The organism is Thermoflavimicrobium dichotomicum, from assembly GCF_900114055.1.
Lineage (GTDB): Bacteria > Bacillota > Bacilli > Thermoactinomycetales > Thermoactinomycetaceae > Thermoflavimicrobium > Thermoflavimicrobium dichotomicum.
On the sequence record NZ_FORR01000001.1, the window covers coordinates 313,776 to 326,937 of the forward strand.

15 protein-coding genes are annotated in these 13,162 nt (G+C 42.3%); 1 reads left to right on the forward strand and 14 read right to left on the reverse strand.

Going from position 1 to position 13,162, the window contains the following annotated elements; genetic code table 11:
* Window positions 1-7: 7 nt before the first annotated feature.
* From BMZ78_RS01475 to prfA, 10 genes are all read right to left on the reverse strand, one after another.
* Complete coding sequence (locus BMZ78_RS01475) at window positions 8-580, reverse strand: TIGR01440 family protein (RefSeq protein ID WP_425263898.1); 573 nt, start codon at window positions 578-580, stop codon at window positions 8-10.
* Between the two features lie 5 nt (window positions 581-585).
* Complete coding sequence (gene rpiB, locus BMZ78_RS01480) at window positions 586-1,023, reverse strand: ribose 5-phosphate isomerase B (protein ID WP_093227348.1); 438 nt, start codon at window positions 1,021-1,023, stop codon at window positions 586-588.
* A 108-nt stretch (window positions 1,024-1,131) separates the two neighbouring features.
* Complete coding sequence (locus tag BMZ78_RS01485; RefSeq protein WP_093227350.1) at window positions 1,132-1,791, reverse strand: arsenate reductase/protein-tyrosine-phosphatase family protein; 660 nt, start codon at window positions 1,789-1,791, stop codon at window positions 1,132-1,134.
* Between the two features lie 29 nt (window positions 1,792-1,820).
* On the reverse strand, window positions 1,821-2,546 hold the full coding sequence (locus tag BMZ78_RS01490) for a ZIP family metal transporter (protein ID WP_093227351.1): 726 nt from the start codon (window positions 2,544-2,546) through the stop codon (window positions 1,821-1,823).
* On the reverse strand, window positions 2,540-3,103 hold the full coding sequence (locus tag BMZ78_RS01495) for a manganese efflux pump MntP (RefSeq protein ID WP_093227353.1): 564 nt from the start codon (window positions 3,101-3,103) through the stop codon (window positions 2,540-2,542). The genes BMZ78_RS01490 and BMZ78_RS01495 overlap by 7 nt, the downstream gene beginning before the upstream one ends.
* A 132-nt stretch (window positions 3,104-3,235) precedes the next feature.
* Window positions 3,236-4,228: an L-threonylcarbamoyladenylate synthase gene (locus BMZ78_RS01500; protein ID WP_093227695.1), complete on the reverse strand. Its 993-nt coding sequence runs from the start codon at window positions 4,226-4,228 to the stop codon at window positions 3,236-3,238.
* A 572-nt stretch (window positions 4,229-4,800) separates the two neighbouring features.
* A complete protein-coding gene (locus BMZ78_RS01505) occupies window positions 4,801-5,268 on the reverse strand; it encodes a GNAT family N-acetyltransferase (RefSeq protein ID WP_093227354.1) in 468 nt (155 codons plus the stop codon).
* A 63-nt stretch (window positions 5,269-5,331) separates the two neighbouring features.
* Window positions 5,332-6,009 carry a stage II sporulation protein R gene (gene spoIIR, locus BMZ78_RS01510; protein WP_175482233.1) on the reverse strand — a complete coding sequence of 226 codons (678 nt, stop codon included), beginning with the start codon at window positions 6,007-6,009 and terminating at the stop codon, window positions 5,332-5,334.
* 78 nt (window positions 6,010-6,087) lie between these two features.
* Window positions 6,088-6,954, reverse strand: a complete 867-nt coding sequence (gene prmC / locus BMZ78_RS01515; protein WP_093227357.1) for a peptide chain release factor N(5)-glutamine methyltransferase — start codon at window positions 6,952-6,954, stop codon at window positions 6,088-6,090.
* A gap of 75 nt (window positions 6,955-7,029) precedes the next feature.
* Window positions 7,030-8,097, reverse strand: coding sequence for a peptide chain release factor 1 (prfA, locus tag BMZ78_RS01520; protein ID WP_093227359.1), 1,068 nt, complete (start codon window positions 8,095-8,097; stop codon window positions 7,030-7,032).
* Between the two features lie 172 nt (window positions 8,098-8,269).
* Between prfA and BMZ78_RS01525 the strand changes: the two genes are divergently transcribed.
* Window positions 8,270-9,304, forward strand: coding sequence for a CPBP family intramembrane glutamic endopeptidase (locus BMZ78_RS01525; RefSeq protein WP_093227360.1), 1,035 nt, complete (start codon window positions 8,270-8,272; stop codon window positions 9,302-9,304).
* A 193-nt stretch (window positions 9,305-9,497) separates the two neighbouring features.
* Here the strand turns inward: BMZ78_RS01525 and BMZ78_RS01530 are convergent, their stop codons facing one another.
* The 4 genes from BMZ78_RS01530 to rho all read right to left on the reverse strand — a co-directional run bounded on the left by BMZ78_RS01530 (window position 9,498) and on the right by rho (window position 13,152).
* Window positions 9,498-10,088, reverse strand: a complete 591-nt coding sequence (locus tag BMZ78_RS01530; RefSeq protein WP_245739688.1) for a thymidine kinase — start codon at window positions 10,086-10,088, stop codon at window positions 9,498-9,500.
* Between the two features lie 303 nt (window positions 10,089-10,391).
* Window positions 10,392-10,592 (reverse strand): 50S ribosomal protein L31, encoded by a 201-nt coding sequence (gene rpmE, locus BMZ78_RS01535; RefSeq protein ID WP_093227362.1) that lies wholly within the window; start codon window positions 10,590-10,592, stop codon window positions 10,392-10,394.
* 176 nt (window positions 10,593-10,768) lie between these two features.
* Window positions 10,769-11,785, reverse strand: coding sequence for a M23 family metallopeptidase (locus BMZ78_RS01540; RefSeq protein ID WP_093227363.1), 1,017 nt, complete (start codon window positions 11,783-11,785; stop codon window positions 10,769-10,771).
* Between the two features lie 86 nt (window positions 11,786-11,871).
* Window positions 11,872-13,152 (reverse strand): transcription termination factor Rho, encoded by a 1,281-nt coding sequence (gene rho, locus BMZ78_RS01545; protein WP_245739707.1) that lies wholly within the window; start codon window positions 13,150-13,152, stop codon window positions 11,872-11,874.
* Window positions 13,153-13,162: the final 10 nt, after the last annotated feature.

Consider the following 13,162-nt stretch of genomic DNA (forward strand, 5'->3'; position numbering starts at 1 on the left):
TCCAAAATCAGCTATTTTCCTGATTCTGATTATTTTCCAAAACATATACCGCTCTTGCACCGCCAATCAATTTCGGCCGGGTCTTTGCCATGGTTACATGCGCTTCACCAATTTGCCGCAATTTTGGACGAACAGGTACAGCCACTGGCTTTAAATGCATGCCGATCAATGTATCCCCAATATCAATACCTGCATCTGCACGAACTTCTTCTACCAGAACAGCATCATGCAAATGTCGAAAAGCGTAAGAAGCCATCGCACCTCCTGCATGGGGCACTGGAATGGCAGTTACTTCTACAAAACCAAACTTTTCTGCTGTTTTTCTTTCAACTACAACTGCACGATTTAAATGCTCACAGCATTGAAAAGCCAAGTGAAAACCAAATTGTTCCTGCACTTGCCTGATTCCTTCAAACAATGCACCAGCAATTTCGTCACTACCCTCTGTACCAATCCGCTTTCCGGCTACTTCACTCGTGCTTACACCAAACACAAGCAGATGCCGATCATCGAGAGGCATAGCCTGCAATAAATCATGAATGACAGATTGTACTTCTTCCGTGATTTTTTCCCATTTCATCTGGATCATTCCTCCAACGCATGAATTTTATTCACACGCCGCAGATGACGATCACCAGCAAATTCGGTTGTTAACCAAATTCGCACGATATTTTTGGCAAGACCCGGACCGATTACCCGCTCACCAAGTGCCAACACATTTGCATTATTATGTTCTCTACTCATACGTGCTGAAAACTCATCACTCACAACGGCACAGCGAATGCCCTTTACTTTATTGGCAGCTATGGACATTCCAATCCCAGTACCACAGATCAAGATGCCATAATCATATTCTCCAGCTGCCACTTTCTGTGCCACTGGCAAGGCATAGTCGGGATAGTCTACCGATTCCTCACAGTCACAACCTATATCTTCAAATTCAATATTCATCTCTTTCAAGCATTCCTTAATTGCCGCCTTCAAACGTAATCCTCCGTGATCGGAGGCCAATATGACACGCATTTGTATCCTCCCTCATCTACCCACAAGATGTTAATCTTAGTATAACCTCGTGACAAGGAAAAATCATTGGGTTTTGGTTATCCAAAAGAAGTCCAGTTATTCAAATCCTTATCGATCCATTGTTTTCCACTTCTGAATGATATTGCGAATTTCTTTCTCAATCTGTTCACAACACAATCGATAAGTGTCGACCGAACCACCAAAGGGATCATGAATATCCAATGAAGTAGATAGTTCCGCCAATTGATTCAGCAGCTGTTCCTCTTGCTTGAAAAACGGCTCCAGTTCATGATAGAGCTGTTGTTCAAGCTCTTGTTGTTTCGTCTCGTCTTTAGGAAATTTCCACTCTGCTACCAGTTTGGCCCGTTTGTTTTCCATCTCTACATACAGTTGGTCCAACTGTTTATAGAGCTTTTGCTTCTTTTCAAATCCTGGCTCCGCATACTCTCGTAGAGTATAAATTTTATCTACATATTGGGGAAAAAGCTGAATAAGTGTCTGCTTATGTGAAGAAGTCATCGTTAATACATAATCTGCCCAGGCAATTAACTCTTCATTGATTTCCTGCGAGCGATGATCATGCTCAATGCCCTTCTCTTTCAATACCTCGATGGCCTGCGGTGAAGCCAAACTTCCATTTACAGCAGCAACCCCTGCTGATTGAACTTCAACGGGGAAATTTTCTTCATCCGCTATTTTTCTTAGCAAGGCTTCTGCCATGGGGCTACGACAAGTATTTCCTGTGCAAACGAACAATACTCGTTTCAATTCTCATCCCCCTTTTTATGTTTCCATTATCAGTGAAATTGATGGATGATATACATAAAAATACCCCCAATCCATAAACCGTGAACAAACATTCTCAAATAAAAGGAAAAAATGTGCTTTCCTATTTCGTATATCATCCATAAAACGACCATAAAAGCAAAAGAAAACCCGATGGCTATCAATTCTGGTGATTGTTGTACAAAGAGTAAACCCATGCCTGTTCCAACCGGCAAAGAAATCACACACACAAAAATAAGGCTTATGAATAAAAATGGCCTCTGCCCCGTTGATCGAAGGGTCATGGCCAATCCCATTCCTTCTGGAATATTATGCATCGCTAACGCCAATGCCAAACTGAAGCCTACTTGGTGTTCGATTTCAAATCCCATGCCAATCGCAATTCCTTCCGGGATGTGATGAGCAAGAATGGCGAGAAATAGTAAAACACTAAGTTGAAAAAAATCTGTTGTATTTCCTTTTCTTTCTACTTTACAAAAAGGAAGAAGATGGAGCAACCATAGAAAAAATAGCGCCAAACCCATCCCAGCAAAAATTTGACTCAAATTTCCATATTTTATCGATAAAGGCAATAAAAAAGCAAAAGAAATAAACAATAAAATCCCACTGGAAAAGCCAATGATAAAAGAAAAGACTCGCTGGGTGACGGGAACGAAAAAAACAAGCAAAACCCCCATTAAGGTTGAGAGGCCGGCCAATGAACTAACCCACATCGCCTGATTCATCACGCTCACCATATAAATTTAACCCCTAGCATAAATAAGATCATCCCGCCAATCGCCTCACCATAATTTCCTAACCAAGTACCTAAATATTTTCCTAACCCCAGTCCAATCCCGGCCATGATCGCTCCAATACCGCCAAAAAAGAGAACTGCCAGAAAATGATTGACTGCAAACAATCCCAGGCTAAGTCCTGCAGATAAAGAATCCAAACTTACACTAAAGGAAAATAATAGAACACTCCCTAATGAATCCGTATTGATGTAAGACTGATTTTCTTCTTGCTTTAAGCTGTTCCACAACATGTTTCCACCTAAAAAACAAAGCATGCCTCCGCCAACAATTGCTGCAATTTCTTGCATATACTTAGTTAAATACTGTCCTATCCCCAATCCAATCAATGGCATTAACACATGAAACAAACCAATTGAACTACTCAAAAGAGTGATCTTGCGAATCGATAATCCCCGGATTCCCAAGCCAATTCCCAATGAAAATGCATCCATCCCCAACGCCATCGCAATCAAGATCAAAGTGATAATCTGTCCCCACTCTGGAAAGGAAAGCCCCATTTTATGCCTCCTTGTCCTTCAATTGCTTGTACATGTTATGCCAGGTATCACAAAAAAAGAACCAAAATCAGCAAAAGAAAAAGCATTTTTCCGTCTCTGTTGCGGAAAAATGCTTTTTCTTTTGCTTTCCGATTAAGACTTGATGACCCTTCCGCCCGCCGCCTTCCACAAACGATTCATGATGGAGTGGAATAAGCCATATTGAGGAAAGCTTTCAGCATAAATGATTTCAACCTTTTCTTCATCAAATCGACGCAGTGCATCATAAAGCCGAATGGCAACGCTTGCTGGTTCTTTACGACGACCACAGGAAACCACAAATAAGCCACGGAATTGATCCTGATGCTCTTCTGTTGTCAAGATTCCTACCTTTTTGCCGCGTGCAAGGGCTTGCTCTGCCAGTTGCCTCATTTTCCGAATCATGCTTTTTTCTTCCCCCTGCACCAACCATAGCTCACCTTGTGGAGCATAATGCTTATACTTCATACCAGGTGACCGTGGTTTTCTCTTCTGATTCAGGAGTCCGGGATCCATTTCTATTTTTCCTATGGCCTTCTTTAATTCTTCGATGGTAATACCTCCTGGACGAAGGAGAACAGGCACTTTCCCTGTCACATCCACAACGGTCGATTCCACCCCGACACTTGTCGGTCCACTATCGAGCAATATATCGATTTTTCCTGCCAAATCACTCCAAACATGATCAGCTGTTGTTGGACTTGGGCGACCTGAACGATTTGCACTTGGAGCAGCAATGGGTATATCCGCCAATTGCAATAAAGCAAGGGCGACAGGATGACTTGGAATCCTTACAGCCACGGTATCGAGTCCAGCAGTAACGGTTTGCGCCAGACTCCCATTATGCTTTAAAACCAAAGTGAGCGGACCTGGACAAAAACGATGGAGCAGTTGATGAGCAACGGGTGGGATTTCCCTGGTGATTTGGGTTAACTGTTTTTTCTGCCCAATATGTACAATCAATGGATTATCCTTTGGTCTCCCTTTTGCGGCAAAAATGGCTGAAGATGCCTCTTCTTTTGTTGCATCCGCTCCCAAGCCATATACGGTTTCTGTCGGAAAAGCGACCAATCCACCTTCTCGAAGGAGGCGAGCTGCGCTTCTCATTTCCTCCAACTCTTTTAATTCTTCAACATTTTTATGCGAAGGAATCTTCCACCAGTGAGTTGTCTTAAGTTGCACATGTCATTCCCCTTTTTCTTTTTTCCATCTGTTGACTTATCATAACATATCTGCAAACGATATGAAAAAACCTGGTTGCAGGCGGGAGATGAACTGAAGCACGCCACATCTAAATCACCGTTACCGAACTGGCAGATCAAAAGGAGGAGGGATCCGTTTCCTTCCCATTTTGTCCTTTGCATGGTTTTTCCTGTTGTTCATCATAGTATTATGGAACATTGTTCAGGTCAATCATGACGACATGTATGATCACAAACCAACACCATTGCTTTTTTGATGGGCAGAGGATTCCCTTATGCCCTCGCTTACCCATTTGAAAAATCTTAGAATCAAAATGAGAAATTCCCTTTTTTTGAAGATATACCTATCTAAGGATATTGTATCATCCAAGAGATTGGATGCAAAAAACATTCAATCATTGATTGATTTTAAAGGTTGTTAAACAAAAAATCCGGCCCTTTTGTACAGGTACCGGTATTTCCCCTTCTTCCATTGGATCAGTGCTTTTTCTTTTTGAAAACACGATATACCATAGGAACCCCATCTTTTTCTTGACATAACTGAATATGCCCCGTTCCTCGAATCTCCTCAGGTAATTCCTCATAAGTAATCACTTCAAATCCCATCTGCTGAAATAAATCTGCAGCATGCCCAGCTAATAAATATACTTCTAATAATTGGATTGTTTCCGCATAGGTTAGGATTATCTTGATCAAATGAATACCTATTTTTGCACTCCACGACGCTTTAGCCAGGATAAAAGAGGAGAGTAAACCATAAGGCTTATATACTTCCAGTCCAATCATTCCAACAATTTTGACGTGTTCTTCCCCTTCAGATGCTTGCTCGACCAGAAAAAAATGCTCAAGATGTTGATCAATTCCCTGATCTTTGATTTTAGATCTCTTCAACAGATGGCGTACCGAATGGAGATCAGAAGCCTGGGCTCTTCGAATTAAAAACATAAATATCCCCCTTCAGACCTTGTCCATTACCACGGTATGAAAGGGGAAACGAATCTAGAACAATCAAAACCATTTTTTGCACCAATGAGTTAACTGCTCAACAAGTAGAAAACGCACTTGCCACGATTCCGGTTCAGATCCATTTACTTCCTCATCCGCTGCCGCAGCCAATACTTCCGTCTTAGGCGTAAGGGAAGCCGACAACGATGCACTTTTCTTGGGAATAGCTTCACCGCTTCCCATATCTACAAAACAAAGGGGCGGAAACAGTACACACCACCAGTTATCTCCTTCTCCTTTTCCCAAAGTGATGCGTAGAGCTTCGTAATTTCCCGCTGGATATACTTTTTCCCCATACAGCTTGGTTGGGAAAGGAACTTGTCCAAAATCCACTTTGACCGGATAGGTAAAACCATACTGTCGAACGGTTTGCTCCGCGATCTGCTGAAACAGGGGAATCCGTTTTCCAATCAGTTTTCGTGCTTCATCCAGATTCCTGGGTTGTGCCGCCCACGATTGGATTTCTTCAACCACTTGATCACGTACTTTTCTTTTTAGCCATTGATCCTGTACAGTGTCACTATTGGCAAGGATACGCAATCGAATAGCCTGTTCTGGAATTTCTTTGTCTGTTCCTGACAATACCTTGCTTCCCGCCCAGATCTCATCATTTATAACATGAAAAGAAAATAATCCCATAATCACGAATATAAACAGGAAAAAATAATGACCTTTTTTCATCTTTCCGTCCTCCTCTTTTCTTCTATCCATCAGTATGGACAAAGCAAAGAGGAATTAATCACATTTTTTGAAAAAAAGCTACATTTTTCCTAGAACAATCCGATCATGCCCAGCCCAGTCTTTTCGGATCTGAACCTGAGCTCCCAGATTCTCTACCAATTGGGCAACTGCTTCTCCCTGATCATGTCCGATTTCAAAGGCAATGAGCCGCGGTTTTACAGGTAGCATAGCCACTTGCCGAGTCAATACACGATAAGGTTCCAGTCCATCCTCGCCACCATCCAGTGCCAGCTTCGGCTCATATTCACTCACTTGCTTTTCGAGAAATTGGATATGAGACGAGGGAATATATGGAGGATTTGATACCAAAATATCAAACGTAACACCTTCTTGCAGCATGGGAGACAAATATTCGCCATGAACAAAACGAATGTGCCGAACTGCTGCATGTTTCTTCGCATTAATCCTGGCTACCTGGAGTGCTTCCTGTGATATATCAATTGCAGTGAATCGCCAATGCGGACATTCCTTGGCCAAAGTAATCGCAATACATCCACTTCCTGTTCCTACATCGACCACATGCAATGTTTCCAGTTCCCATTTTTGGATCGCTTCTTGAATGACCGCTTCAACAAGCAGTTCCGTTTCTGGTCGGGGAATAAGGACAGCAGGTGTGACAGTAAACAATCGACCATAAAACTCCTGATCACCAAAAATATATTGAAGCGGTTCACCATGCGCCCGTCGGTTTAACCACTGTTGCAACTTGATTTCCTGCTCAGGTGTGATCAACTGGTCCCATATCATAAAAAATTGGGTACGATCCACTCCCAAAATCCGTCGCAACAACCATTCCGCCTCAAATTCTGGCGACTCGATTCCATGTTTATGTAAAAAAGAGGCAGCCATCTGATAGGCTACCCGAATTGATTTTCCTGTATTCATTGACTATGTGCCCCCTGAATTCTTTCTCCTGCCGCATCATCTCATCCGAAAATGACTTCTGCCAAACCCATCACTTCACTCCGCTTTTGCAAGTAGTCTTGCTTGTTCATCCATGATCAAAGCATTAATAATCTCATCCAATTCGCCATCCAAAACGAGATCCAGTTTATGCAAAGTTAAACCGATCCGGTGGTCTGTAACCCGACTTTGCGGGAAATTATAGGTACGAATCCGTTCGCTTCGGTCACCTGTACCCACTTGACTTTTTCGTGCATCAGCCAATTTGGCCATCTCTTCTTGCATTTTTAAATCATACAAACGTGCACGAAGGACCCGCATCGCTTTCTCTTTATTGCTGTTCTGGGATTTTTCATCTTGACAGGAGACTACGATTCCAGTCGGAATATGTGTGATACGTACAGCTGACTTCGTGGTATTCACACTTTGTCCACCTGGACCGCTAGAGCAGAAAGTATCAATGCGAATATCTTTATCGTTGATTTCTACTTCAACCTCTTCTACTTCGGGAAGTACGGCAACCGTGGCTGTTGAGGTATGGATTCTACCGCCTGATTCTGTTGTTGGGACACGTTGTACGCGATGCGCTCCACTTTCATACTTCAAACGGCTATATGCTCCACGTCCCTGAATAGAGAAAACAACTTCTTTAAAACCACCCAGTCCAGTAACATTCGCTTCCAACAACTCTACTTTCCAGCCTTGGCGTTCCGCAAAGCGTGTATACATTCGATAAAGATCTGCAGCAAACAACGCTGCTTCTTCTCCACCAGCCGCTCCACGAATTTCGACAATGACGTTTTTCTCATCATTTGGATCTTTAGGTAAAAGCAGAATCCGAATACGTTCTTCCAGCTGTTTTTTGCGTGGAGTTAGCTCATCAATCTCTGCTTTCACTAACTCTCGCATTTCATCATCCAATTTTTCTTCCAACATGGCTTTCGCTTCTTGAAGTTGTTCAACAACTTGTTTATATTCCAAGTAAGCTTGATTTTGTTCTTCCAAGCCAGCTTGTTCTTTTGAGTAAGCCGTTAACTTTTTTGGATCATTAATCACTTCTGGATCACAAAGCAATCGGCTTAACTCTTCATAGCGTCGATGAATGGCTTCCAAACGATCCAGCACAGCTCTTCACTCCCAATCCATCATCTAAATGAATAATTTTATATCAAAACTGCTTTTATTTCCATAATCCGCACGCTAGTATCATATCATAGGAAAGATGGAGAAGAAAATCAGAGTCATTTCACATATGATATAATATGCAAGTACCTAAACAAGTAAGGGAGATTTTGGAATGTCAAATATTACACAACCAATCTGGGAAACACTATTCACATTTACCCCTTTTTTGCTCCTTTTCTATCTTGTTAACTTGTCTGAAAAAAACCGGGAATCTAACCCCAACAAAGGTGAAACACTGGCGATTGTCCTCTACGTTCTCATCGGAGCCATTTATGGCCTGTTATTCTTGATCGGTTTGGCCAATCAACTATTCAGTATGCTCCCAGCAGAAGTATTTGAAAAAATAGCAACCAATCTGCCTATCAAGCAATCCTCACTCTCGTTTATGGGGCTTGGCATATGGATCTCTTCACTACTTGCCATGCTGACTTTTATTCCTGCGGTTCGAAAAGGAATTGCTCGTTTGATTCCGATTGATCCTTTTCACCGAGTTCATACCATTGCTTTATCTCTTAGCATGACCATTTTTATCCAATTGTTTTTTTACTTGGGCATCGGTTTGGAAACGCTCAGTCAAATCGAACCTGTGCAAAGTTTAGGTTCCACTCTCAGCAGCATCTGGTCCCAAGATCTTTTGTTTGTGCTGATCAGCTTCGTTGGAGTTGGATGGTTAACCCGTCGAAACAGCAAAGAAACTATCAAACGATTAGGATTGGAAAAACCAACACTTCAAATTATTTTACTCGCTCTCCTTATTGGTGTGTGCTTTTCCTATCTTGCCCAGCTCCTGGAGTTTATTGCCGTTAAAGCGGGAATCACAGGGGATCCGCATGTAAATAAACTGACCGAAAAAATGCTAGGGCCATTATTTACCTCTACCATCGGCATTCTGACATTGGGACTCGCTGCTGCTCTGGGTGAAGAATTAATTTTCCGAGGGGCTCTGCAGCCACGATTTGGCTTGGTTTATACAGCTATTCTCTTTACGTTTACCCATGCCAATTATGGATTCAGTTTATCTACATTCATCGTGCTTGTTTTCGCTTTGGCTCTCGGTCTATTAAGAAAATACTATCACACCACATTTACCATGATTGTACATGCAACTTACAATATTTCTTTAGTGGTATTACCGCCGATCGGGTAAAAATCACCCACTAGACATGACTAGTGGGACAGCTTGTTGACAAAATTTCGGTTATTTGCCGGTTCGTCAACAACTTCGAGAATTTGCCTGCAACATCTCAATCAACTAGAACCGGCTCCTTTTTCGAATCATTGATAATGGAAAAAGGAGCCGATTTCTCTTCCTGTTTGCCCATCGCCTCGAACCTTGATAACTATTTCCGCAATACTTCATGACAGTGACGACAACGAGCTTCATATTGCTCATCCGCCCCTACCTGTATGACCGGATCATCTTCTTTCGCAGGTCGTCCATTGATCAATCGCTGCGTCCGGCTTGCCGGTCCACCACACTTTACACAAATCGCTTGCAGTTTGGTAACGTGTTCTGCAACTGCCAATAAAAAAGGAGTAGGACCAAAAGGCTTGCCACGAAAATCTTGATCCAGCCCCGCACAAATGACTCTTTTCCCTTGATCCGCCAGTTTTTGACAAATCGATACAATATCCATATCAAAGAACTGAACTTCATCGATTGCAATGACATCCGTTTCTTCGGAAACATAATTTAAAATTTCTCCGGCCGTCTGAATTGCTTTTGCATCGGCCATTAATCCATTATGCGAAGCAATGGCTTCATGATGATATCGGTCATCAATCGCTGGTTTGAACGCCTGTACATTTAATTTGGCAATTCTGGCACGACGAATGCGGCGGATTAGCTCTTCACTTTTACCGGAAAACATTCCACCGCAAATAACCTCAATCCATCCCTCTTTTTGCATGAGAAATGTATTGTATGACATATCTCTTTCCTGCTACTTGAAACCTTGAATAATGATAATAAATAGATCCATTCAAAAAACATCGATCCCATTTTTAACCAAATACCCATTCTTTCTTTACCAGCCTTCATCCACAAAAAGCCAGGTGTTTCATCTATCGATTCATAAACACTTCTTTTTATTTGACTTATTCAAGTAGCAGTCTACACCTCCTGCATTTTATCTCAAACACGATTCTACCGAACCACATTGTAGCATAAAATAACCATCCCGTTTGCAACAAAAGCATAGCAAAAAATAAGCAAGCACATCGTGCTTGCTTGATTACTTAAGGTTGTATTTCTTTTTGAAACGATCCACACGTCCACCAGCGTTCACCATTTTTTGTTTACCAGTAAAGAACGGGTGACATGCAGAGCATACGTCAACACGTAAATTTTCAACAGTAGATCCTGTTTCGAATGTATTTCCGCATGCACAGGTAACTGTTGTTAATTTATAAGCTGGATGAATACCTGCTTTCATCTATACTCACCTCTTTCACTTGCGACTTGCGCCCCATCGACCTAAAAACCACTGATGTATTATATCACGAACATTGCTCATACCGCAAGGCAAGAAGCGAGATCCTCTCTATATTGACGCGATATCTGCGATAGTCAATCTCTGGAATGCTAATGCGAACAAATCAAATAAGTCCTTTACCGAAGTACAGACAGCGGATTAATCGCTTGACCGTTTTTCCGCACTTCAAAGTGCAGATGATACCCCGTTGAATCACCAGTACTTCCCATCATTCCGAGCAATTGGCCTGTATCTACCTTTTGTCCTTTGTGCACATGAATGCGGCTTAAATGTGCATAATAAGTGACCCAGCCTCCTCCATGATCAACCACGACAAGATTACCATAACTCCCTGCATATCCTGCCCGTACTACAACTCCACCTAATGATGAATGAATAGGGGTTTTGGATCGAGCTGCATTCCAAATATCAATTCCCTTGTGCTGTCTTCCATTTCGCCATCCAAAATTACTTGTAATCTGTCCATCCACAGGCCATTGGAAAACATAAGAGCTTTGCTTTTCTGACTCCTGTTTTACAACAGCAACAGCCTCCCGTTTTTCTTGCATAGGAAGAATTTTGGCTTTACCCTGGTTTGCTCGACCATTTGGTTTATGTGATTTCGCTGGGTCAATCAATTGTGGAACAGCTATCCATTGTCCAACATAGGCCTGTTTCGATTTTTGGAGTTCTGGATTGAGGTGCAAGATTAGCTCTTTGGTTATCTGATATTTTTCCGCAAGTGATTCCAGTGTTTCTCCCATTCGAACCCGAATCCATTTTCGCAAGATCGGAATATTTAGTTTCTGGCCAGTTTGTAAACGCTGAGTATCTGTCAGGTGATTATACTTGGCAAGATCATGATAATCAACACCAAAGAATTGAGCAATTTGATATAAAGTATCACCTTGTTTTACCTCATAAGCAAGTGGTTTGGTTTCCACTCTGGCCGCCAAATTTCCGTCCGCCATAGCAGTAATGGGACTTAAATACTGAACTAATGCTTCCTGGGCGATCAGCTCTTTACCAAAAGGTGTAATCGGTTTTTGCAGTTCTTCTGAGTATACTGGATGCGAGTTGGTTGTGCCCATCGCCCAAGCAGCCGAAGCGGAACAAATGGTCAACGAAGAAGCTATAAGCTTTTTGTGGGACATTCCAACACCTCATATCAGATGATAGTTGGGGTCGACCCCATTCTCATCTATATGAGGCAATCTTCATTGGTATGCAAAAAAATAGGTTAAGAAGCTGTAGTAGTTTTAAGAGGGGAGCGAGGAAGTTCAATCGAAGCCAAAAACTCTTCATTGGACTTGGTATTTTTTAATTTTTTCAAAAACGCTTCAATGCACTCATTATTATCTGCCAAGGACTTTCGGATCATCCAAATCTTCTCTAGCTCTTCCTTGCTAAGCAGCAGTTCTTCCCGCCGGGTACCAGACCGCAAAATATCAATCGCCGGGAAAATTCGCCGCTCAGCCAATTTACGATCCAAATGTAACTCCATATTTCCTGTGCCTTTAAATTCCTCATAAATGACATCGTCCATACGCGAGCCTGTATCGACCAAAGCAGTAGCCAAAATGGTCAAACTTCCGCCTTCTTCCACATTTCTCGCTGCTCCAAAAAAGCGCTTGGGTCGATGGAACGCAGCCGGGTCAATTCCTCCTGATAAAGTACGTCCACTTGGCGGAATGACCAGATTGTAAGCTCTTGCCAAACGAGTAATACTATCAAGCAAAATCACCACATGTCGTTTATGTTCCACCAAACGCTGTGCTCGCTCCAGCACGAGTTCAGCGACCTTAATATGGTTCTCTGGCAATTCGTCAAAAGTGGAACTGACTACTTCTGCTTTAACTGAACGTTGCATATCCGTTACTTCTTCTGGCCGCTCATCGATTAACAGAACAAATAATTCGATCTCTGGATGATTTTTCGCAATACTGTTTGCAATTTCTTTTAGAAGCATCGTCTTACCGGCCTTAGGCTGGGCTACAATCAATCCACGTTGTCCCAATCCAACCGGTGAAATCAAATCCATCACACGTGTGGAAATATTTTCCGGGCTTGTCTCCAAACGCAGACGCTTTTGTGGATACAAAGGAGTTAAAGCAGGAAAGTGGAGGCGTTCTGCAGCCACTTCAGGATCTTCCCCATTCACTGCTTCAACATGTAACAAACCAAAGAAGCGTTCATTTTCCTTTGGGGCACGAACTTTCCCAGAGACCAGATCGCCGGATCGGAGATCAAACCGGCGAATCTGGGATGCAGAAATGTAGATATCCTCTGAAGATGGCAGGAAATTAATCGGGCGTAAAAATCCATATCCTTCTGGAAGGACATCCAATACTCCTTCCATAAACATTAAGCCGTCTCGTTCTGCTTTTGCTTTCAAAATGGCGAAAATCAACTCTTTCTTTTTCATTTGGCTATAATAGGGAATCTGGTATTCCTTCGCTAATTTATACAAATCCGTTAAACGACGGCTCTCTAAATCGGCGAGTGTAAATTCTTCCACGATCGCTGTCACC